22 protein-coding genes are annotated in these 20825 nt (G+C 69.7%); 17 read left to right on the top strand and 5 right to left on the bottom strand.

Going from position 1 to position 20825, the window contains the following annotated elements; genetic code table 11:
* The first annotated feature begins 105 nt into the window (after positions 1-105).
* The 5 genes from QE410_RS10950 to QE410_RS10930 all read left to right on the top strand — a co-directional run bounded on the left by QE410_RS10950 (position 106) and on the right by QE410_RS10930 (position 5686).
* Positions 106-2403, top strand: coding sequence for a polyribonucleotide nucleotidyltransferase (locus QE410_RS10950; protein WP_307331694.1), 2298 nt, complete (start codon positions 106-108; stop codon positions 2401-2403).
* A gap of 234 nt (positions 2404-2637) precedes the next feature.
* A complete protein-coding gene (locus QE410_RS10945; protein ID WP_307331691.1) occupies positions 2638-3663 on the top strand; it encodes an aldo/keto reductase in 1026 nt (341 codons plus the stop codon).
* A 77-nt stretch (positions 3664-3740) separates the two neighbouring features.
* A complete protein-coding gene (locus QE410_RS10940; protein WP_307331688.1) occupies positions 3741-4343 on the top strand; it encodes a histidine phosphatase family protein in 603 nt (200 codons plus the stop codon).
* Positions 4344-4424: 81 nt separating this feature from the next.
* Complete coding sequence (gene dapB / locus QE410_RS10935) at positions 4425-5237, top strand: 4-hydroxy-tetrahydrodipicolinate reductase (RefSeq protein WP_307331685.1); 813 nt, start codon at positions 4425-4427, stop codon at positions 5235-5237.
* A complete protein-coding gene (locus QE410_RS10930; protein WP_307331682.1) occupies positions 5234-5686 on the top strand; it encodes a hypothetical protein in 453 nt (150 codons plus the stop codon). The genes dapB and QE410_RS10930 overlap by 4 nt, the downstream gene beginning before the upstream one ends.
* Positions 5687-5710: 24 nt before the next feature.
* Here the strand turns inward: QE410_RS10930 and QE410_RS10925 are convergent, their stop codons facing one another.
* From QE410_RS10925 to QE410_RS10910, 4 genes are all read right to left on the bottom strand, one after another.
* Positions 5711-6631, bottom strand: coding sequence for a TIGR01777 family oxidoreductase (locus QE410_RS10925; protein ID WP_307331680.1), 921 nt, complete (start codon positions 6629-6631; stop codon positions 5711-5713).
* On the bottom strand, positions 6624-7049 hold the full coding sequence (locus tag QE410_RS10920; protein ID WP_307331678.1) for an OsmC family peroxiredoxin: 426 nt from the start codon (positions 7047-7049) through the stop codon (positions 6624-6626). The genes QE410_RS10925 and QE410_RS10920 overlap by 8 nt, the downstream gene beginning before the upstream one ends.
* Before the next feature lie 135 nt (positions 7050-7184).
* Positions 7185-7748 (bottom strand): DUF4395 domain-containing protein, encoded by a 564-nt coding sequence (locus QE410_RS10915; protein WP_307331675.1) that lies wholly within the window; start codon positions 7746-7748, stop codon positions 7185-7187.
* Positions 7741-8178, bottom strand: coding sequence for a thioredoxin family protein (locus tag QE410_RS10910; RefSeq protein ID WP_307331672.1), 438 nt, complete (start codon positions 8176-8178; stop codon positions 7741-7743). The genes QE410_RS10915 and QE410_RS10910 overlap by 8 nt, the downstream gene beginning before the upstream one ends.
* A 144-nt stretch (positions 8179-8322) precedes the next feature.
* Between QE410_RS10910 and QE410_RS10905 the strand changes: the two genes are divergently transcribed.
* From QE410_RS10905 to QE410_RS10895, 3 genes are read left to right on the top strand one after another with little or no spacing between them, the layout of a single operon-like run.
* The gene (locus QE410_RS10905) at positions 8323-9132 is read left to right on the top strand and encodes a thymidylate synthase (protein WP_307331670.1); all 810 of its coding nucleotides are present in this window, start codon (positions 8323-8325) and stop codon (positions 9130-9132) included.
* A complete protein-coding gene (locus tag QE410_RS10900) occupies positions 9129-9620 on the top strand; it encodes a dihydrofolate reductase (RefSeq protein WP_307331668.1) in 492 nt (163 codons plus the stop codon). The genes QE410_RS10905 and QE410_RS10900 overlap by 4 nt, the downstream gene beginning before the upstream one ends.
* Before the next feature lies 1 nt (position 9621).
* Entirely contained in the window at positions 9622-10374 is a 753-nt protein-coding gene (locus QE410_RS10895; protein WP_307331666.1) for an SDR family oxidoreductase, read from the top strand.
* Between the two features lie 139 nt (positions 10375-10513).
* On the opposite strand, the gene QE410_RS10890 is transcribed toward QE410_RS10895, so the two are convergent.
* On the bottom strand, positions 10514-11050 hold the full coding sequence (locus QE410_RS10890; protein ID WP_307331663.1) for an NUDIX hydrolase: 537 nt from the start codon (positions 11048-11050) through the stop codon (positions 10514-10516).
* Positions 11051-11144: 94 nt separating this feature from the next.
* On the opposite strand from QE410_RS10890, the gene dapA reads away from it, so the two are divergent.
* The 9 genes from dapA to recA all read left to right on the top strand — a co-directional run bounded on the left by dapA (position 11145) and on the right by recA (position 20553).
* Positions 11145-12122, top strand: coding sequence for a 4-hydroxy-tetrahydrodipicolinate synthase (dapA, locus tag QE410_RS10885; RefSeq protein ID WP_307331660.1), 978 nt, complete (start codon positions 11145-11147; stop codon positions 12120-12122).
* A 76-nt stretch (positions 12123-12198) separates the two neighbouring features.
* Positions 12199-13875: a ribonuclease J gene (locus tag QE410_RS10880; RefSeq protein WP_307331658.1), complete on the top strand. Its 1677-nt coding sequence runs from the start codon at positions 12199-12201 to the stop codon at positions 13873-13875.
* A 135-nt stretch (positions 13876-14010) separates the two neighbouring features.
* Positions 14011-14502, top strand: coding sequence for a GNAT family N-acetyltransferase (locus QE410_RS10875; protein ID WP_307331655.1), 492 nt, complete (start codon positions 14011-14013; stop codon positions 14500-14502).
* A gap of 50 nt (positions 14503-14552) precedes the next feature.
* The gene (locus tag QE410_RS10870; RefSeq protein WP_307331653.1) at positions 14553-17273 is read left to right on the top strand and encodes a DNA translocase FtsK; all 2721 of its coding nucleotides are present in this window, start codon (positions 14553-14555) and stop codon (positions 17271-17273) included.
* Positions 17273-17857 (top strand): CDP-diacylglycerol--glycerol-3-phosphate 3-phosphatidyltransferase, encoded by a 585-nt coding sequence (gene pgsA, locus QE410_RS10865; protein WP_307331650.1) that lies wholly within the window; start codon positions 17273-17275, stop codon positions 17855-17857. The genes QE410_RS10870 and pgsA overlap by 1 nt, the downstream gene beginning before the upstream one ends.
* 2 nt (positions 17858-17859) lie before the next feature.
* The gene (locus QE410_RS10860; RefSeq protein ID WP_373459373.1) at positions 17860-18384 is read left to right on the top strand and encodes a CinA family protein; all 525 of its coding nucleotides are present in this window, start codon (positions 17860-17862) and stop codon (positions 18382-18384) included.
* Positions 18385-18555: 171 nt separating this feature from the next.
* Positions 18556-18864 carry a helix-turn-helix domain-containing protein gene (locus tag QE410_RS10855; protein WP_055835145.1) on the top strand — a complete coding sequence of 103 codons (309 nt, stop codon included), beginning with the start codon at positions 18556-18558 and terminating at the stop codon, positions 18862-18864.
* Positions 18865-18873: 9 nt separating this feature from the next.
* Positions 18874-19098: a DUF3046 domain-containing protein gene (locus tag QE410_RS10850; RefSeq protein ID WP_307331647.1), complete on the top strand. Its 225-nt coding sequence runs from the start codon at positions 18874-18876 to the stop codon at positions 19096-19098.
* Between the two features lie 405 nt (positions 19099-19503).
* Positions 19504-20553 (top strand): recombinase RecA, encoded by a 1050-nt coding sequence (recA, locus tag QE410_RS10845; RefSeq protein WP_307331644.1) that lies wholly within the window; start codon positions 19504-19506, stop codon positions 20551-20553.
* Positions 20554-20825: the final 272 nt, after the last annotated feature.

Genomic DNA, 20825 nt, shown 5'->3' with positions numbered 1-20825 from the left:
CCGGGTCGACCAGTCGGCGCGCCCTTTCTGCCTGTTCCTGCTCCTTCGCATGTCAGCTCGCCTCTCACACGGGGCGGCGAGCCTAAACAAAGAAGGAGGGACCTCTTGGAAGGTCCAGAAATCACCGCCGCCGAAGCCGTTCTCGACAACGGCCGGTTCGGCACCCGCACCATTCGCTTCGAGACCGGACGCCTCGCTCAGCAGGCCCAGGGCGCCGTCGCCGCCTACCTCGACGAAGAGACCATGCTCCTGTCGGCCACCAGCGCCGGCAAGCACCCGCGTGAAGGCTTCGACTTCTTCCCGCTGACCGTCGACGTCGAAGAGCGTTCGTACGCCGCGGGCAAGATCCCCGGCTCGTTCTTCCGCCGTGAGGGTCGCCCCTCGACCGAGGCCATCCTGGTGTGCCGCCTCATCGACCGGCCGCTGCGCCCGTCGTTCGTCGACGGCCTCCGCAACGAGGTGCAGATCGTCGTCACCGTGCTGTCGATCGCGCCGGGTGAGTTCTACGACGCCCTCGCCATCAACGCGGCATCCATGTCGACCCAGATCTCGGGTCTGCCGTTCTCGGGCCCCATCGCGGGTGTGCGCCTGGCGCTCATCCCGGGCCAGGGTGAGCACGCCGACCAGTGGGTCGCGTTCCCCAAGGCCGAGCAGCTCGAGGATGCCGTCTTCGACCTCATCGTCGCGGGCCGCGTGCTCGACGACGGCGACGTCGCCATCATGATGGTGGAGGCCGAGGCCACCGAGGGCAGCTGGAACATGATCAAGGGCGGCGCGACCAAGCCCAACGAGCAGGTCGTCGCCGAGGGCCTCGAGGCCGCCAAGCCGTTCCTGCGTCAGCTCGTCGACGCGCAGAACGAGGTCGCCCGCACCGCGTCGAAGGAGATCCAGTCGTACCCGGTCTTCCCGGCCTACAGCCAGCAGACCTACGACTTCGTCGCCGGTCGCGCCTACGACCGTTTGGTGCCGGTGTACCAGATCGCCGACAAGCAGGAGCGTCAGAACGCCGACGACGAGGTCAAGACCTCGGTCAAGGAGCAGCTGCTCGCCGCCGTCGAGTCGGGCGAGCTGCCCGCCGTCGCGACCCTCGAGTTCGCCGCCGCTTACAAGTCGGTCACCAAGACGATCGTGCGCGGTCGCATCCTCGCCGAGGGCGTGCGCATGGACGGTCGCGGCCTGGCCGACATCCGTCCGCTCGACGCCGAGGTGCAGGTCATCCCGCGCGTGCACGGTTCGGCCATCTTCCAGCGCGGTGAGACCCAGATCCTGGGCGTCACCACCCTGAACATGCTAAAGATGGAGCAGCAGATCGACTCGCTCTCGCCCATCACGAGCAAGCGCTACCTGCACCACTACAACTTCCCGCCGTACTCGACCGGTGAGACCGGCCGTGTGGGCAGCCCGAAGCGTCGCGAGATCGGCCACGGCTTCCTCGCCGAGCGCGCCCTCGTGCCGGTGCTCCCCAGCCGCGAGGAGTTCCCCTACGCGATCCGCCAGGTGTCCGAGGCCCTCGGCTCCAACGGCTCGACGTCGATGGGCTCGGTCTGCGCCTCGACCCTGTCGCTGCTGAACGCGGGTGTGCCCCTTCGCGCCCCCGTCGCCGGTATCGCCATGGGCCTGGTCACCGACGAGGTCGACGGACAGACGCGCTACGCCGCGCTGACCGACATCCTCGGCGCCGAAGACGCTCTCGGCGACATGGACTTCAAGGTCGCGGGCACGTCGGAGTTCATCACCGCGATCCAGCTCGACACCAAGCTCGACGGCATCCCGTCGTCGGTGCTGGCCGCCGCCCTCACCCAGGCCAAGGAGGCTCGCCTCACGATCCTCAACGTCCTGAACGCCGCGATCGACGCTCCCGACGAGATGGCGCCCACCGCGCCCCGCGTCATCAGCGTGCAGATCCCGGTCGACAAGATCGGTGAGCTCATCGGCCCCAAGGGCAAGACGATCAACGCCATCCAGGACGAGACCGGCGCGCAGATCTCCATCGAGGAGGACGGCACCGTCTACATCGGTGCGACCGACGGCCCCTCGGCCGAGGCCGCCCGTGCCCAGGTGAACGCGATTGCCAACCCGACCAACCCCGAGGTGGGCGAGCAGTTCCTCGGCACCGTCGTCAAGATCGCGACCTTCGGCGCGTTCGTATCGCTGCTGCCCGGCAAGGACGGCCTGCTGCACGTCAGCGAGGTGCGCAAGCTCGCCGGCGGCAAGCGCGTCGAGAACGTCGAAGACGTGCTCTCGGTCGGCAAGAAGCTCCTCGTGCGCATCACGAAGATCGACGACCGCGGCAAGCTGTCGCTCGAGCCCGTGATCGACGACGAGGTCACGACGCCCGAGCCTGCCGACACGCAGAGCTCGGCCGCCGCGAGCGAGGGCCCCGAGGCTCCCGCCGAAGGCTGATCCTCACCTCACCGGATGCCCGTCCCGCCTCGTGCGGGGCGGGCATCCGTCGTGTGACGGATGTGACGGACGAGGTCGACGCGGCCACACCGCGCGCAAGCGTTACCCAATGTTTATCGTCGAGGCGGGTGAAAGGTCACCGGCCTGCGGGTGAGCGCCTAACCTCGAAGTACGTCGGGGGGCGTGCTGATACGGCGTGGGTCGTACCGTCCGCCCGGCGACGGGGAGGATCGCATGAGCGGCTCGGGCGTCGAGAAGACGGCCACGCCGCGCTTGCGCCGCGACCGGGCCCCTCACCCCTCCGCGCCGATCACCCTGCAGGGGCCGGGCCTGGGGTCGCACGTGCGGGTTCCCCTGGGCGAGACCGGCTTCGAGGTCTTCCCGCTGTTCCTGGGCGGCGGCGAGTTCGGCTGGAACGTCGACTCCCGCGCGAGCCACGACATCCTCGACGCCTACGCGGAGCTCGGCGGCAACGCGCTGCACACGGCCGACAGCTACGCCGCCGGTCGCAGCGAGTTCATCATCGGCGAGTGGCTGCGCAGCCGCCGCATGCGTGACGAGGCCGTGCTGACCGTGCGCGTCGGCGGCCACCCCGACCACCCGGGCCTCGATTCGGTGAACCTCGTGCGCGCCGTCGAGGCCTCGCTCACGCGTCTCGGCACCGACCGCATCGACGTGCTCTCGCTCGACGCCGCGCGCGGCGATCGCGGCATGCTGGAAGACACCCTGGCCACCAGCGAATGGCTGGTGGAATCGGGAAAGGTGCGCGCGATCGGCGCACACGGCTACACCGCGGCACAGCTCGTCGAGGCGCGCATCCTCTCGTCGGCCGGCTACCCCCGCATCACCGTGCTCGACGTGCCGTACAACGTCCTCAGGCGCACGGAGTTCGAGGGCGACGTGCGCCTGATCGCCTCCGCCCAGAACATGGCGGTCACCCCGTCGCACCCGCTCTCGCACGGCTTCCTGGCCGGTGAGACACGCACACGCAGCCAATCGTCGCAGTCCGTGCGCGGAACGCAGGTCGCCGCGCAGCTGAATCGTCGGGGTTCACGGGTTCTGCGCGCGCTCGACGCCGTGGGCAACGAACTGGGCATTCCGGATGCCGCGGTCGCCGTGGCCTGGCTGCTCGCTCAGAAGATCGTGACCGCCCCCATCGTCAACGCCTTCGCGCCACGCCATGTCGTGGAGTGCATGCGTGCGGTCGGGGTGCGTCTCAGTCGCGCCCAGCTCGCCGATATCGCGCGCGCCGCCGAGTGACCGTCCTGCCGTCGGGGTGTGACGTAGGCTGGAAGGACCGGCCGGGGGACGGCAGATCGACGACGGAGTGAGCTGACGTGACGCACTACATCTACCTCGTGCGCCATGGCGAGCATCAGGATGCCGAGCACGGACTCACCGACGGGCCCCTCTCACCGCGCGGGCAGCGGCAGGCAGCTCTCCTCGCCGACCGGCTGTCGGGTCTTCCCCTCGACGCCGTGTGGCATTCGCCCCTCGAGCGCGCGGCCCAGACCGCGCGGGCCGTCGCCGATCGACTGCCGTCGGTCTCGCCCGAGCCGTCGGCGCTGCTGTTCGACTGCGTTCCCACGGGCATGACCCCCGAGACGCCCGCGGCCTATGAACCGTTCTTCGGGTCGGTGACCGCGGCGGAGATCGACGCGGGCCGCGCCCAGATGGCGGATGCGACGGCGGAATTCCTCGCCCGCAAGGCCGGCGAGACGCACGAGCTCATCATCACGCACAACTTCGTCATCTCGTGGTTCGTGCGCGAGGTGCTGCAGGCTCCGGACTGGCGCTGGATGACCATCAACCAGGCCTACTGCGGACTGACCGTCATCGCACAGAAGAAGGGCCGCCCCTGGACGTTGCTGTCGCACAACGACCTCGCCCACCTGCCGGTGGAGCTGCGCACGGGGCTGGTGGATCCTCTTCCGGTCTGAGCCCGCTCGGGTAGGGAGCTTCGCGGCGCGTCTGTGGACAACGCCCCGTGCGGGCGCCCGCCTCCGCCTAGGCTGGAACGCATGACGACACGCGTGGCCATCGTGGGCGGAACCGGCAAGCTCGGCGGGGTGATCCGCGAAGTGATCGAGGCCGAAGAGGGGTACGAGATCGCCGCGGTGCTCGGCTCCCGCTCCGACCTCGCCGAGCTCGACGGCGCCGATCTCGTCGTCGACGCCTCGACGCCGGCCGTCTCGATCGACGTCGTCCGCGCGGCGATCGAGCGCGGCATCAATGTGCTCGTCGGCACGTCGGGGTGGTCGAACGAGCGGATCGCGCTCGTGCGCCCCCTGGTGGATGCCAGTGGCACCGGCGTCGTGTTCATCCCCAACTTCTCGCTCGGTTCCGTGATCGGCAGCGCGCTCGCGGCCGCCGCGGCCCCGTTCTTCCCCTCGATCGAGATCATCGAGGCGCACCGCGAGACCAAGATCGACTCGCCCAGCGGCACCGCCGTTCGCACGGCCGAGCTCATCGCCGCCGCCCGCGCCGACGTCGGCCCGGTCGAGTCGCCCCACGTCGACCAGCGCGCCCGGGGTCAGCGCGTCGCCTCCGTCCCCATCCACTCGTTGCGGCGCCCGGGTGTCGTGGCGCGGCAGGAGACGATCCTGTCGGGAGCGGGGGAGTCGCTGACCATCGTGCACGACACCATCGATCCGGCGACGGCCTATGCACCCGGCATCCGCATCGCCCTCGCCGCGGCCCGCGACACGCGCGGCGTGGTGATCGGCCTCGACAGCTTCATCGACATCGGGGTGCGCACGCGTCCCGCCAAGCCGGAGGCACCCGTCGCCGACGGTGACGTGTCGGGCCAGGTCGCGGGCGCCACCAGCGCATGAGGGTACGCGTCGCCGTCGCGATCATGACGGTGCTGCTGCTGTTGTACGTCGTACTGGCGGGGCAGCGCGCGCTCGTTCTCCTCACCAGCGCCGAGCCCATTGCGATCGTCATGGGCGCCGCGCTGCTGGTGCTGCCGCTGCTGGCTCTCTGGGCGATCGGTCGCGAGTTGTGGTTCGGGGTGCGCGCGCAGCAGCTGGGGGAGCGGCTGGACGCCGAGGGCGGCCTGCCCGACGAAGACCTCCCCGTGCGACCGAGCGGTCGCATCGAACGCGAAGACGGCGACGCGCTGTTCCCGACGTACCGGGCCGACGTCGAAGCGCACCCCGACGACTGGCGTGCGCGCTACCGTCTCGCGCTCGCCTACGATGCGGCCGGTGACCGTCGGAGGGCACGCGCCGCCGTCCGCACGGCGATCCGGCTCGAGGGCGCGGAGCGTCGGGCGGGCTGAGGCGCGCCTTTCCGGGCGCCGTTCCTATGCGCCGTCGTGGGAGGGAACGGCGGATGCCACGGCATCCTCCACCGTGCGGTGCGCGAAGGTGAAACCGCTGTTCTCCAGCACGGCGGGGCGCACATCGGCATCCGACGTCAGCAGGGCCTCCGTCGCGTCCGCGCCGAGCGCGAGCTTGACACCCCAGATCGGCGCGCGCAGAACGTACGGGCGATTCATGCGTCGCGCGAGCGCGAAGCCGAGGTCGTTCGCGGTGGCGCGCGTCGGACCGGTGAGGTTGACGGGGCCGTCGAGGTCGGAATCGATGACGTGCCGGATAGCGCGCACCTCGTCATCGAGGGTGATCCACGGCCAGACCTGCGTTCCGCGTCCGATGGGTCCGGAGACGCCGAGCTTCGTCAGCAGCAGAAGGGGCTTGAGCACGCCCCGCTCGTGGACGACCGGCGCGGTGCGCAGCAGCGCGACGCGCGCGCGGTCGCCGGCGGCGCGGGCCTCGCGTTCCCAGTCGACGCAGATGTCGACGAGGAAGCCGTCGCCGCGCGGGGACTCCTCGGTCAGCACCGCGCCGGGCTGCGAGCCGTAGTAGCCGGTGGCGCTGGCGTTGATGAGCGCGGGCGCGTCGTCGCCGAGCGCCCGGATCGCGGTGGCCAGGGTTCGTGTCGGGGTGATGCGCGACCAGAGCAGCGTGCTCTTGTAGGAGGGCGTCCACGGGAAGCGGCCGATGGAGGCGCCGTTCAGGCAGACGACCGCGTCGGTGCCCGCGAGCACGTCGGGATCGAGCGGCTCGGCATCCTGTAGCCACTGCACCTCGTGCACATCGTTCGGCGCGTGGCGGACGAGCGAGGTCACCTCGACGCCGTCGCCGCGCAGAGAGTCGACGAGCGCGGAACCGATGAGGCCCGACGCGCCGGCGATGACGACGCGTCGGGCGGGAGTCTCAGGCAAGCGTCGCCTCGAGCGTGATGTCGATGCCCGCGAGCGCCTGCGAGACCGGGCAGTTGGCCTTGGCGTCGGCGGCGATCTTCTGGAACGTCTCGTCGTCGAGGCCGGGCACGACGGCGTTGACGTTCAAGAGGCTGCCGGTGATGCCGGTGCCGGGCTTGAAGGTGATCGACGCGGTCGTGTCGACCGACTCGGGCGGCGTGCCGTTGTCGGCGAGAGCGTTCGACAGCGCCATGCTGAAGCAGGCCGAGTGCGCGCCGGCGAGCAGTTCTTCGGGCGTCGTGACCGAGCTCGAGCCCTCGCTGCGAGCCTTCCAGTTCACGTCGAACGTGCCGATGCCCGACGAGGTGAAGGTGACTTCACCCGATCCCTCGAACAGGCTGCCCTTCCAGGCGGTGGCGGCTTCGCTCGTGACGGCCATGGGAACCTCCGTGGTGTCTGTGCGGCCGGGACGACCGCGACGTGGTGTGCACGGTCCGGGTGACCGCGACGCGGCCAGCCTAGTGAGCGCGTCGGGCACCGCGCGGGTCTTGACAGTTTCGGTGGGCCTGTCCGTTCAGGCGGCGGCGGGACCGCGCCGACCGACCACACCGACGCGCTGGAGAAGCAGGTAGAGCTGGCACCCGAGGCACAGGCCGAAGACGGCGTTGAGGAACGCCGCCACGAACGCCATCGCGGCGGCGATGGGCAGAGCCCAGGCGACGCCGGCCAGGTGCAGCAGCAGGCCGACGGTGGTGACGAGCAGCCCGACGCCCTGGGCGAACCGCGGCGGGCGGGGGTCTTCGAACTCGGTGGGCGGGGCGAGACGCGGTTGCACGACTCGGCGGTACACGACGCCCCAGGGGGCGGTGCGGGGCGCGGCGACGCCCCACACGAACAGGAGCGCGCACACGAGCAGGAGCAGGAACCCAGGATCCGCGACGCGCGCAAGAAGGGGCGCGGCGGGCAGAGCCCACATGTCGTGGGATGCCACCGCGCCACCCGAGACGGGGAAGGTCATGGCCCCGCGCTGCGTCGAGATGCCGACCAGGCCGAGCGTCGTCGCGGCGAGCAGGAGCACCGCCGTCAGCGATGCGGCGAACCGGGGTCCGCGGGCGTCGATACGGGCGGGTTCAGCCATGAGCGCTCTCCTTGATGAGGTTGTCGAGTTCGCGTTCGACGTCGGCGCGTGCCGGCGGACCGCCGAAGCGTCGCCGGGTCATGCCCGTGGCATCGACCAGCAGGATGGTGGGCGTCTGCAGCACGCGGAACCGTTGCGCGAGGTCGGGGCGGTGGGTGAGGTCGACGTCGAGATGGCGCACGCCGGGCCGCGAGTCGGCGAGGGCCGCGAGCATGCGGTGCACCCCGGGGCAGCGCGCGCACAGCTCGGTGCTGAACTGCACGAGGGTCGCAGAATCGCCCAGCGGGCCGGCCTCGATCACCTGCGGGTCGACGGTGTCGCCGGAGTCGACGGTGCGTACACGCCCCTGTCCGCGTCGCCAGAGGAGACCCACCGCGACGGTGGTCGCCAGCAGGGCGGCGACGATCACGAGCGCAAGGGGAAGGTCCACGATGCACCACGGTAGCCGCCTCCTCCGACATCGGCTCCGATGAGTCGCCTCGTGACGGATCCGCGCCTCCTCCCGGGCGATCGAGCGCCCGCCTCGTCTCGTCGGACCCGCGCGAGCGATGCGTGCGCGGGTATCGTGAGGCCCGTGACCGCCGAGATCCCCACCCCTTACGAAGACCTCCTCCGCGACGTGCTCGAGACGGGCGCGCACAAGTCCGACCGCACCGGAACGGGTACCACGAGCGTCTTCGGACGGCAGATCCGTTTCGACCTGGCCGCGGGTTTCCCCCTCATCACCACGAAGCGCGTGCATGTCAAGTCGATCGCGTACGAGCTGCTGTGGTTCCTCCGCGGCGAGTCCAACGTGGGTTGGCTGCAGGAGAACGGCGTCACGATCTGGGACGAATGGGCGGATGCCGATGGTGAGCTCGGCCCCGTCTACGGCGTGCAGTGGCGCTCCTGGCCGACCGCCGACGGCGGCACCATCGATCAGATCACCCAGGTGATCGAGCAGATCCGGCGTGACCCGGACTCGCGCCGTCTCATCGTGTCGGCGTGGAACCCCGCCGACATCCCCGACATGGCGCTCGCACCGTGCCACGCGCTGTTCCAGTTCTACGTCGCCGACGGCAAGCTGTCGTGTCAGCTCTACCAGCGCAGTGCCGACATGTTCCTCGGCGTGCCCTTCAACATCGCGTCCTACGCGCTGCTGACCATGATGATCGCGCAGCAGACGGGCCTGCAGCCGGGGGAGTTCGTTTGGACGGGCGGCGACTGCCACGTCTACGACAACCACCGCGAGCAGGTGCAGGAGCAGCTCTCGCGCGAGCCGTATCCGTACCCGACCCTGCGCTTCGCCCGCAAGCCGGAGTCGATCCTCGACTACACCTACGAAGACATCGTCGTCGAGGACTACCGGCACCACCCCGCCATCCGCGGAGCCGTCGCGGTATGACCACCGTCGGCCTCGTCTGGGCGCAGGCGCACGACGGTGTCATCGGCGCCGACGGCGGGATGCCGTGGCACGTGCCCGAAGACCTGGCGCACTTCCGCGCGGTCACCGGGTCTTCCGACGTGGTCATGGGGCGACGCACCTGGGAATCGCTTCCGCCGCGGTTCCGGCCCCTCCCGGGGCGGCGCAACATCGTCGTGACGCGTTCCGCCGAGTGGTCGGCCGACGGCGCCGAACGTGCGGCCTCGCTCGACCAGGCCCTCGCCCTCGCCGACGGAGACGACGTGTGGGTCATCGGCGGCGGCCGCCTCTATGCCGAGGCCATCCGCCGTGCCGATGTGATCGAGCTGACGCGCCTCGACCTCGCGGTCGCCGGCGACACCTTCGCCCCCGCGGTCGACGGGTGGCGTCTCGAGGCCTCCGATGGCTGGCACACGTCGTCGAGCGGCATCCGGTACCGCTTCGAGACGTACCGGCGACCGGGGCGTTGACGTGGCGACCGCGCTGATCACGGGCGCGAGCTCCGGTCTCGGCGCGGAGTTCGCCCGCCAGCTCGCCGCCCGCGGGGCCGACCTGGTCGTGGTCGCCCGTGACCGAGACGCTCTCGAGGCGCTCGCCGCCGACGTGGGCCGACGTCACCGGGTGCGGGTGGAGGTGCTCGTCGCCGATCTGCTCGACCCCGAGGCTCTCGCCCGCGTCGAGGCTCGTCTCGCCGAGGGCGTCGACGTGCTCGTCAACAACGCCGGCTTCGGCCTCGACCTCGCCTTCGACGACAACCCGGTCGATGACGAGGTGCGTCACCTGCGCCTGCACGTCGAGGCCGCGTTGCGCCTGACCCACGCGGCGCTCGGCGCCATGCTGGCGCGGGGGAGCGGGCGAATCGTGAACGTCGCGTCGGTGGCGGGCTTCGTGCCGCGGGGCACGTACGGCGCCGCGAAGGGGTGGCTGATCTCGTTCAGCCGGTGGGCGAACGTCGTCTACCGTCCGCGCGGCGTGACCGTCACCGCCGTCTGTCCCGGGTTCGTCCACACGCGCTTCCACGAACGGCTCGGTCTCGCGCTCGGTGAGGAGGGGGTCGCGCCGGGTCTCTGGCTCGACGCGGCGAGCGTGGTGCACGAAGGCCTGCGCGCGGCCGCGCGCGGGCGTTCGGTGAGCGTTCCCTCGTGGCGCTACAAGATGCTCGTCGCCGGGTCGCGTCTGCTTCCCGACGGCATGGTGGTGCGCGCGGCCGCGCGGGGACGCTGAGAGAGGCCGATACGCCTCGCCGGCGGTCGCGGCGCCCAGCCGGCTCCTCGAGTCCGGCGCAGCCGAGGTGCCCGCCTCCGTCGGAGGCAGCGGAACCGGCCCCAACGGCCCGCGGCCATCGATCCGCGAGGCAGGGCCGCTACCGGAAACGCCCCAGACGGATGCCCGCGAACGCCAGCGCCGCGATGGTCTCGCCGTCGGTGATCCCGCCGCTCGCGATGAGGTCGAGCGTCTCGGCGAAGGGCACCCAGCGCACGGCGTCGATGCCCTCCTCACGCTGCGAGGCCGTGGCATCCCTCACCGTCAGGCCCCGCGCGAGGAAGACGTGCTCCGGGGCGTCCGCGATGCCGTTGAGGGCGTTCATACGGCCGAGAACCTGCCAGTCGGATGCCGTGACCCCGGTCTCCTCGAGCAGCTCACGCTGGGCGGCTTCGAGCGGATCCTCGCCGTCGGAGCCGCCCGCGGGCACCTCGATCGAACGTCCGGTCGTGTAGCGGTCGAGCTCGACGAGGCAGACGCGTTCGCGGTCGTCGAGGGCGATGACGAACACCGCCGGGTGCTGCATCCGCACCACCCCGTAGATGCCGTCGCCGTGCGGCCCCGTCACGTCGTCTTCGCGCACGTGGATCCACGGATTCTCGTAGACGGTGCGAGATGCGCGGGTGGTCCAGGTCATGCCGCCACACTAGGCGGCGCCGAGGTCATGGATTGTTCATCCCCCGCGCGCGAACCGCCGGGGGAGGGGGCCGGCGAACCGATAACCTGGAGGCATGACGCACTCCGGCAATCCCTTCGGTCAGGTGCTCGTCGCGCTCATCACCCCGATGACCGCCGACGGCGAAGTCGATTGGCCCGCCACCGAGAAGCACATCGACGACGTCATCACCGCGGGCGCCGACGGCATCGTCGTCACCGGCACCACGGGTGAGACCTCCACCCTCACCGACCCCGAGAAGCTGCGCCTGGTCGAGGTCGGCAAGAGCGTCTCGGCGGGTCGCGCCAAGATCATCACGGGCGGCGGGTCGAACGAGACCGCGCACGCCATCGAGCTCTACAAGGCCAGTGAGAAGGCCGGCGCCGACGGCATCATGATCGTCACGCCCTACTACAACAAGCCCACGCAGGCCGGCATCCTGACGCACTTCCGTCTCGTCGCCGACGCGACCGACCTGCCGGTGATCCTGTACGACATCCCCGGCCGCACCGGTGTCCCCATCAAGTACGAGACGATCCTCCGCCTGGCCAAGCACCCCAACATCCTCGCGATCAAAGACGCCAAGGGCGACTTCAGCGAGGTCAGCCGCGTGCTCAACCAGACCGATCTGCTGTACTTCTCGGGCGACGACGCCAACGTGCTCCCGCACCTGTCGATCGGCGCATCGGGTCTGATCGGTGTGACGGCGAACATCGCGGCCGCTCCGTATCGCACGATCGTCGACGCGGTGAACGCCGGCGACCTGGCCTCGGCCACGGCCGCGCACAAGGGGCTCGAGCCGCTCGTGCGCGCCGTCATGACGCATGTTCCGGGCACGGTCGCGGCGAAGTACATCCTGCACGGTCTCGGCCGTATCGGCAGCCCGCGCGTGCGCCTGCCCCTGGTCGGCCCGGAGGAGTGGGAGGCCGCCGTGATCGAAGACGAACTCGCGCTCGTCGAGAACGTGGCCGGCGCCGACTTCTCCAACTTCCGCCCCGACCGCAACGCGGCCGCCGGCGGTGCCCTGCCGAAGGTGCACGGCACCACGCGATAGACATCGGCGTCCGCCGATCCGCGGCCAGGGACGCCACACGAAGGGATGCCACGCGGTGGCATCCGAGGAGGCACATATGCCCACGACCGTTTACGATCCCCCCGCGCTCGCCCCCGGAACCCTGCGCGTCATCCCGCTCGGCGGCCTCGGCGAGGTCGGCCGCAACATGACGGTGTTCGAGTACGAGGGCAAGCTGCTCGTCGTGGACTGCGGCGTGCTGTTCCCCGAGGAGCACCAGCCGGGCGTCGACCTGATCCTGCCCGACTTCGAGCCGATCCGTCACCGTCTCGACGACATCGTCGGCGTCGTGCTCACCCACGGCCACGAAGACCACATCGGCGCGGTTCCCTACCTTCTGAAGCTCAAGAGCGACATCCCCCTCATCGGATCGGGTCTGACGCTCGCGCTCATCGAGGCGAAACTCAAAGAGCACCGGATCCGCCCGTACACGCTGACGGTCGAAGAGGGGCAGCACGAGAAGGTCGGCCCGTTCGACCTCGAGTTCGTTGCGGTGAACCACTCCATCCCCGACGCGCTCGCCGTCGCGATCCGCACGCCCGCGGGGCTGGTGCTGGCCACCGGTGACTTCAAGATGGACCAGCTTCCGCTCGACGGCCGCATCACCGACCTGCGGGCCTTCGCGCGGCTCGGCGAAGAGGGCGTCGATCTCTTCCTCGTCGACTCGACCAACGCCGACGTCCCCGGCTTCACGCCGACCGAGCGCGGCATCGGTCCCGTGCTCGACCAGGTCATCGCCCGTGCTCCGCGCCGGGTGGTCGTGGCGAGCTTCTCCAGCCACGTGCACCGCGTGCAACAGGTGCTCGATGCCGCCCACGCCAACGGCCGCCGCGTGGCGCTGCTCGGTCGCAGCATGGTGCGCAACATGGGCATCGCCGCCGACCTCGGGTACCTCAACGTGCCGGACGGTGTGCTGATCGACTACAAGAAGGCGCGCGACCTTCCCGACGACAAGATCGTCTACATGTCGACCGGGTCTCAGGGCGAGCCGATGGCCGTGCTCAGTCGCATGGCGAACCTCGACCACGCGATCGAGCCGGGCGAGGGCGACACGATCATCCTGGCATCCAGCCAGATCCCCGGTAACGAGAACGCGATCTACCGCGTGATCGACGGACTGACCAAGCTCGGCGCGACCGTCGTTCACAAGGGCAACGCCAAGGTGCACGTCTCCGGCCACGCCGCCGCGGGGGAGCTGCTGTACTGCTACAACATCCTCAAGCCCAAGAACGTGCTGCCCGTGCACGGCGAATACCGCCACCTCATGGCCAACGCCAAGCTCGCGCGCGAGACCGGGATCCCCGAAGAGAACACGATCCTCGGCGAGAACGGCACCGTCGTCGACCTGCGCGACGGCGTCGCTTCGGTCGTGGGGCAGGTCGACATCGGCTTCGTCTACGTCGACGGATCGTCGGTGGGTGAGATCACGGATGCCGACCTGAAAGACCGTCGCATCCTCGGCGAAGAGGGCTTCATCTCGGTCATCGTCGTCGTCGATTCGGCGACCGGCAAGATCGTCTCCGGTCCCGAGATCCACGCCCGCGGCGTCGCGGAAGACGACAAGGTCTTCGACAGCGTCAAACCGAAGATCGCCGCCGCCCTGGCCGAGGCCGCGAAGTCGGGAGTACGCGACAACCACGCGCTCTCGCAGGTCGTGCGACGCACGATCGGCCGCTGGGTGAACCAGTCGCTGCGTCGTCGGCCCATGATCGTGCCGATGGTCATCGAAGCCTGAATCATCGCGAAGCGCCGCGGGTCCGCCTGCGGCGCTTCGTCGTTCGGCGTCCTTCGTCCGGCGTCCCCTGCCGTGAGCCGTGGGCGTGTCGCGTGCGTCGTTCCGGAACCGAACGCACCTCGATATCATGCGGGCATGCCCGCTCTCCCGATCCGCGCGGCGCTCCGGTCGGACGGTGTCTTCCTCGCCGATATGGCCGCCGAAGCCGCCAATTGGCGCGCCGGTGCCGCGCGCCCGCGGCATGAGATCATCAGCAGCCCCGAGTACCGGCGATACATCGCCGGATGGCTACGCCCCGGTGACGCCGGTTTCGTCGCCGAGTCGCCCGCCGGGGAGCCGGTGGGGGCCGCGTGGTATCGCATGCTGCCCCGCGACGAGCCCGGCTTCGGATGGGTGGGCACCGGCGTCCCCGAACTGATCATCGGGGTGAAGCCGGTGTGGCGCGCCCACGGCGTCGGGCGAGCGCTGCTGCGGCGATTGGCCGACCATGCGCGCGGCGCGGGGTACGCCCGCATCAGCCTCAGCGTCGATCGCGACAACTACGCCGTGTCGCTCTACCGCTCCGAGGGTTTCGCGGTGGTGCGCCGGGGTATCGGGCGCGACGTCATGGTCAAGCGGCTGGGCTGAACCCCGCGTCGGTGCGGGCGAATGTCGGAGGTCCCGCCTACCGTGGAGGAATGGCTCGCACCTCGTCCCCGTCCGGCGGCCGCGCCCCCGCGAAGGGGTCGTCGCGCTCGAAGGCTCCCGCTCCCGCGCCCAAACGCTACGTCGACGAGCCCGAGAAGCCCGCGCTCGCCGTCCGCGCCTGGATGGCGGTGGCCCACGGCGTGGGCGGCATGTTCCGTGCGTTCGGTCCCGAGAGCCTCGAGCGCGACCAGCGTCGCGACGGGTTCCCCTTCTTCCTCGTCGTGCTCGCCGTCATCGGCGCGGTCGTGGAGTGGTTCTTCATCGGCACGGATGCGGCGGCGCTCATCAGCGCATACAGCTTCGGCGCCCTCGTCGGACGGGTGGCATTCGTCCTCCCCGTCCTCCTGCTCCTGTTGGCCGGGTGGTTGTTCCGACACCCCGCGTCGGTCCATGACAACGGTCGGGTCGGCATCGGGTTCGGCCTTCTGGTCGTCACGCTCGCGGGCTTCCTTCATGTCGCGGGCGATCGGCCCGTTCCCAACCAGGGGGGTCTGCCGGCCCTGAGCCCGGCGGGAGGTATCGCCGGGTGGATCGTCGGTGAGCCGCTCGCGCTCGTGCTGACGGCGGTCGGCGCCTACATCGCGTTGTCGTTGCTCGCGGTGCTGAGCATCCTGATCCTCACCAAGACCCCGCCCAACCGCATCGGACGCCGTCTCGGCGACCTCTACGCGTGGATGTTCGGGGTCGAACGTGCCGAAGGCTCCGAACGGCCCGACCCGGCGACCAAGGTCCTGCCCGTCGACGACGACGAGCCCGCAGAGAAATCCCTCCCGTGGTGGCGTCGTAACAAGTCCGGGCGCGAAGAAGACACCGGCGGGTCGCTCGGGTCCGACGACCTCACCGAGCTGCTGTCGCCGGGCACGCCCCAGGGCGGCTTCGAATCACCGGTAGTCGCCCCCGAACCCGCGGCGCCGCGTGCGATGACGCCCCCACGGCCTCCGGCCCCCGAGGCACTGACAGAGGTGATCGACCCCCGCGTCCTTCAGGCGGCGGCGTCGGGCCGTGGGCTGCACGATGACTCGCCGATCGCCGACAGCGTCGACGACGATGATCTGCCCGGCATCTCGGGGCTCGGCGGCGACAACGCCGGTGCGCCCCCGGCGGCGAACTACCGTCTTCCGGCCGTGACGGCGCTGGCCAGCGGCACGCCGCCGAAGGCGCGTTCCGCCGCGAACGATGCGGTGGTCGCCGCCATCGAGAGCGTCATGCAGCAGTTCAAGGTCGACGCGCGCGTCACCGGCTTCTCACGCGGTCCGACGGTGACGCAGTACGAGATCGAGGTCGGCCCGGGCGTGAAGGTCGAGCGCATCACCGCGTTGACCAACAACATCGCCTACGCGGTCGCCTCCAACGAGGTGCGCATCCTCGCTCCCATCCCGGGCAAGAGCGCGATCGGCGTCGAGATCCCCAACGCCGACCGCGAGATCGTCACCCTGGGCGACATCCTCCGATCGGATGCCGCGACCACCTCGACCCACCCGATGACCATCGGCGTCGGCAAAGACGTCGGCGGCGGCTTCGTCGTGGCCAATCTCGCCAAGATGCCGCACCTGCTGGTCGCCGGTTCCACCGGTTCCGGCAAGTCGAGCTTCGTCAACTCGATGATCACCAGCCTGCTCATGCGGGCGAAACCGTCCGACGTGCGCATGGTGCTCATCGACCCGAAGCGTGTCGAGTTGACCTCCTACGCGGGTGTCCCGCACCTCATCACCCCCATCATCACGAACCCGAAGAAGGCCGCCGAGGCGCTGCAGTGGGTCGTGAAAGAGATGGACATGCGCTACGACGACCTCGCGTCGTTCGGCTTCCGTCACATCGATGACTTCAACCGCGCCGTCGTGGCGGGCGAACTGCAGCTCCCGGCGGGCAGCGAGCGAGTACTCAAGCCGTACCCCTATCTCCTCGTCGTCGTCGATGAGCTCGCCGACCTCATGATGGTCGCACCCCGTGACGTCGAGGACTCGATCGTGCGCATCACCCAGCTTGCCCGCGCCAGCGGCATCCATTTGGTCCTGGCGACCCAGCGCCCCTCGGTCGACGTCGTGACCGGCCTCATCAAGGCGAATGTGCCGTCGCGACTCGCCTTCGCGGTGACGAGCGTCACCGATTCGCGCGTCATCCTCGATCAGCCGGGCGCTGACCGCTTGATCGGGCAGGGAGACGGACTCTTCCTCCCGATGGGAGCGTCGAAGGCGCTTCGTGTGCAGGGCGCGTGGGTGAGCGAGCAGGAGATCGAGAAGGTCGTCGCCCACGTCACGCAGCAGGCGCGGCCGGAGTATCGGTCCGACGTGCAGGCCGCGGCGGAGAAGAAGGAGATCGACGCCGACATCGGAGACGACCTCGAACTTCTCCTGGCCGCCGCCGAGCTCGTCGTGTCGACCCAGTTCGGGTCGACGTCGATGCTGCAGCGCAAGCTCCGCGTCGGGTTCGCGAAGGCGGGTCGCCTGATGGATCTGCTCGAATCCCGTGAGATCGTCGGCCCGTCGGAGGGTTCGAAGGCGCGCGATGTCCTGGTCACGAACGAACAGCTGCCGGCTGTCCTCGCCCGCCTCCGCGGCGACGACGTTCCCGCCGCATCTCCCGCGGCAGCGGTCGACGACGACCGATACGGCGACGACCCGATCGAAGCGCAGTTCGAGGGTCTCCCCGTCGTCGATCACGACGACGACGAGGGATCCGAAGACGCCTGGCAGCTGACGGGACGCGATTGATGGCCGTGCACCCTCAGCTGCCGAACGCGATCACGATCGCGCGCATCCTCTGCGCCCCCGTCTTCCTGTGGCTGCTCCTGGCCGACGGCGGGGCGGGCGGCGGCCTGCGCTGGGCGGCCGCGGTGCTCTTCATCGTCGCGATCGCCACGGACGGTGTCGATGGCTACATCGCCCGTCGCTACGAGATCGTCAGCGACCTCGGGAAGCTGCTCGACCCGATCGCCGACAAGGCACTCACGGGCGTCGCCTTCGTCGGACTGTCGATCCTGGGCGAGTTGCCCTGGTGGGTGACGATCGTCGTCCTCGTGCGCGAGATCGGCATCACGGTCTACCGCTTCGTCGTGGTGAGCGACCACGTGCTCGCGGCGGCATGGATGGGCAAACTCAAGACCGTGTTCCAGGCAGTGGCCCTTTCGATCGCCCTCCTGCCGTTGACGAGCCTGTCAGAGGCCGAGACCTGGCAGACGGGCGTGTGGTGGGCGGCAGTGGTGACCATGACGATCGCCGTCGCCCTCACCATCGCCTCGGGCATCGACTACATCGTCACCGAGGTGCGGGCGGCGCGGAAGGCGCGAAGAGGGTGACGATCGACAGCATTCCCGAGGACTTCGACGAAACCGTGGTGCGCACGCCTCGCGAGAGCGCCGCCCTGCTGTTGGAGCGTCTCGGCGAGCTCGGCTGGACGATCGCGGTGGCGGAGTCGCTCACGGGCGGTCTCGTCGTCTCTTCGCTCGTCGACGTCCCCGGTGCGTCGCGTGTCGTGCGCGGGGGAGTGGTGGCCTACGCGACCGATCTGAAGCACGGTGTGCTGGGTGTGGACCAAGCACTTCTCGACGCGCACGGTGCCGTCCATCCTCGCGTCGCCCGGCAGATGGCCCGGGGCGTACGCGACGTGCTCGGCCGCGACGGAACGGCCGCCGACGTGGGAATCGCGACGACCGGTGTCGCGGGTCCCGACGAGCAGGACGGGCAGCCCGTCGGCACGGTCCACATCGCCGTGTCGACGCCCCTCGGCACCCGAGTGGACTCGCTCGTGATCGCCGGTGACCGCGATCGTGTGCGGCGGGAGAGTGCTCATCTGGCGCTTCGGCGCGCCCTCGCCGCTTTGTGAGGGTCTGCCGACGAGGAGCCGAGCAGAAATTGGGAACAAATGATCGCACATCCCGGTTTCGTTCAGCGATTCCCATCCGGTGCACAGCGCGCGGCATTAGGGTGACCACAGACGGTGTTTCACAGTTGTCCACCCGGGCAGCGACGGAATCAGCAGTGAGGAGGGCCCCCAATGATCCTGGTTCGTCAAGAGATCGGCGAAGTCCTGCGTGACCTCCGCCAGCAGAAGGGTCGCACCCTCCGCCAGGTCGCGAGCCGCGCGAGCGTTGCCCTCGGATACCTCAGCGAGGTCGAGCGCGGGCAAAAAGAGGCTTCGAGCGAGATTCTCGCCTCGGTGGCCGAAGCGCTCGACGTTCCGATCTCGACCATCATGCGCGAGGTCGGCGACCGGCTGTCGGTGCTCGAGGGTCTGCAGACCTTCCCCGACGTCGTACCCGACGAACTCGTCGCATCCGTCGAGCCCGAGCTCTCCCTGCGCTGACCGCGCAACATGCGCCGTAGCGAGTTCGATCGTGCCGTCGCCGATGAGTTCGGAGCGCGCGGCGGCTCCCTGTTGACCGATCTCGTCCTCTCCGCCGTGGGCGGACGAACGAGCGTCGATGCTCTGGCGGCGGGCGTCGACCCCCGCGACGTGTGGTTGGCGTTGTGCGCAGAGACCGACGTGCCCGAGTACCGTCGATATGGCGTCGGTCGGTTGGAGCCGCGGCGCTCCTGACGACTGTCCGGCGCGTCGCAGACGTCTGTGCTCGCGGCTGCGCTCGCTCCACGTTCTGCGGGCTCACGGCATCGCCCGCCCTGCGACGCCTGGGCCGCGGTGCCGTCTGCCTGTTGTGGCCCGGGCCGCGGTGTCTCGTGCGCGACGACGCTCTCACGGGAACATCCGTCCCCTTCGAGGCGGCGTGTCATCGAAACTACGTTCGATTCGAGGCGTAGGCTTCTGCACAGCAGGAAAAGCGACGCGTTCATCCCCATCGGGGGCGCCTCCCGACGCCAATGTCGGAGGCCCTCCCTAACGTGGAGAACGTCGAACGACACCTGAACGCCTTGTCGGGTCGACCCACCGTCGGTGGGAGGCACGACAGCCTATAGGCGACCGGAACGCGAGCAGAAAGAAGATGTCATGCCCTCACCCGCAGAGCGCGAGAAGGCCCTCGAGTCGGCCCTCGCCCAGATCGACCGTCAGTTCGGAAAGGGCTCGGTCATGCGACTGGGCAGCGACGATCGAGCGCCGATCGAAACCATTCCCACGGGCTCCGTCGCCCTCGACGTGGCCCTCGGCATCGGCGGTCTGCCGCGCGGCCGCATCATCGAGATCTACGGACCCGAGTCGTCAGGTAAGACGACGCTGACGTTGCACGCGATCGCCAATGCGCAGCGCGCCGGGGGAATCGCCGCATTCATCGACGCCGAGCACGCGCTCGACCCCGAGTACGCCAAGAAGCTCGGCGTCGACATCGACGCCCTTCTCGTGTCGCAGCCCGACACGGGTGAGCAGGCCCTCGAGATCGCCGACATGCTGATCCGCTCGGGTGCGATCGACCTCGTCGTCATCGACTCGGTCGCCGCCCTCGTGCCCGAGGCCGAGATCAAGGGTGAGATGGGCGACTCGCACGTCGGCCTCCAGGCTCGCCTGATGTCGCAAGCCCTGCGCAAGCTCACCGGTGGCCTGAACACCACGAAGACGACCGCGATCTTCATCAACCAGCTGCGCGAGAAGATCGGTGTGTTCTTCGGTTCGCCCGAGACGACCGCCGGTGGAAAGGCGCTGAAGTTCTACGCGTCGGTCCGTCTCGACATCCGTCGCATCGAGACGCTGAAAGATGGCACCGAAGCCGTGGGAAACCGCACGCGCGTCAAGGTCGTGAAGAACAAGATGGCCCCGCCCTTCAAGCAGGCGGAGTTCGACATCCTCTACGGCGTGGGTATCTCGCGCGAGGGCAGCCTGATCGACTTCGGCGTGGAGCACGCGATCGTGAAGAAGTCGGGTGCCTGGTACACCTACGAAGGCGAGCAGCTCGGACAGGGCAAAGAGAACGCCCGCAACTTCCTCATCAAGAACCCCGACATCGCGGCCGAGATCGAGTCGAAGATCAAGACGAAGCTCGGCATCGGTGGGGCCCCTGCCGTCGCCTCCGCGGACGACGAGCTGGCCGCGCGACGTCCGGCCTGATGACCGCCGACGACAACGGTCCCGGCCGTCGTCCGTTCAACCGATCGGGCGACGGCCGCCGGCCTGACAGGGCGACGGGGGCACCCGCGCGCGGCGAGCGGGTCGTCCGGAGGCCTGCGCGCGTGGATGACGGCGAGGGCCTCGCGCCCGTCACTCCCCTTTTCGGGGCGCGAGGGCGGCCCGTCGCGGCGCATCCTTCGTGGGGGGCCGATCGCGCGGCCGCGGCGGCGGACGACGCCGTCGACGCGGCCGGTGCGCTCGGTGCCCGGCGA

Origin of the sequence: Microbacterium sp. SORGH_AS_1204, from assembly GCF_030818935.1 — a bacterium.
Taxonomy (GTDB): domain Bacteria; phylum Actinomycetota; class Actinomycetes; order Actinomycetales; family Microbacteriaceae; genus Microbacterium.
Note: the sequence above shows the minus strand (reverse complement) of the source record. Positions and strands in the feature narration are given on the sequence as shown.

What these genes read in the sequence shown, in the direction of transcription:
- QE410_RS10915 (WP_307331675.1), bottom strand. Translation starts at nt 7,748, where the DNA reads ATGGCTGAACCCGCCCGTATCGACGCCCGCGGACCCCGGTTCGCCGCA.
- QE410_RS10920 (WP_307331678.1), bottom strand. Translation starts at nt 7,049, where the DNA reads ATGGCCGTCACGAGCGAAGCCGCCACCGCCTGGAAGGGCAGCCTGTTC.
- pgsA (WP_307331650.1), top strand. Translation starts at nt 17,273, where the DNA reads ATGGCCGTGCACCCTCAGCTGCCGAACGCGATCACGATCGCGCGCATC.
- QE410_RS10880 (WP_307331658.1), top strand. Translation starts at nt 12,199, where the DNA reads ATGCCCACGACCGTTTACGATCCCCCCGCGCTCGCCCCCGGAACCCTG.
- QE410_RS10850 (WP_307331647.1), top strand. Translation starts at nt 18,874, where the DNA reads ATGCGCCGTAGCGAGTTCGATCGTGCCGTCGCCGATGAGTTCGGAGCG.
- QE410_RS10890 (WP_307331663.1), bottom strand. Translation starts at nt 11,050, where the DNA reads ATGACCTGGACCACCCGCGCATCTCGCACCGTCTACGAGAATCCGTGG.
- QE410_RS10900 (WP_307331668.1), top strand. Translation starts at nt 9,129, where the DNA reads ATGACCACCGTCGGCCTCGTCTGGGCGCAGGCGCACGACGGTGTCATC.
- dapA (WP_307331660.1), top strand. Translation starts at nt 11,145, where the DNA reads ATGACGCACTCCGGCAATCCCTTCGGTCAGGTGCTCGTCGCGCTCATC.
- dapB (WP_307331685.1), top strand. Translation starts at nt 4,425, where the DNA reads ATGACGACACGCGTGGCCATCGTGGGCGGAACCGGCAAGCTCGGCGGG.
- recA (WP_307331644.1), top strand. Translation starts at nt 19,504, where the DNA reads ATGCCCTCACCCGCAGAGCGCGAGAAGGCCCTCGAGTCGGCCCTCGCC.
- QE410_RS10930 (WP_307331682.1), top strand. Translation starts at nt 5,234, where the DNA reads ATGAGGGTACGCGTCGCCGTCGCGATCATGACGGTGCTGCTGCTGTTG.
- QE410_RS10855 (WP_055835145.1), top strand. Translation starts at nt 18,556, where the DNA reads ATGATCCTGGTTCGTCAAGAGATCGGCGAAGTCCTGCGTGACCTCCGC.
- QE410_RS10870 (WP_307331653.1), top strand. Translation starts at nt 14,553, where the DNA reads ATGGCTCGCACCTCGTCCCCGTCCGGCGGCCGCGCCCCCGCGAAGGGG.
- QE410_RS10945 (WP_307331691.1), top strand. Translation starts at nt 2,638, where the DNA reads ATGAGCGGCTCGGGCGTCGAGAAGACGGCCACGCCGCGCTTGCGCCGC.
- QE410_RS10875 (WP_307331655.1), top strand. Translation starts at nt 14,011, where the DNA reads ATGCCCGCTCTCCCGATCCGCGCGGCGCTCCGGTCGGACGGTGTCTTC.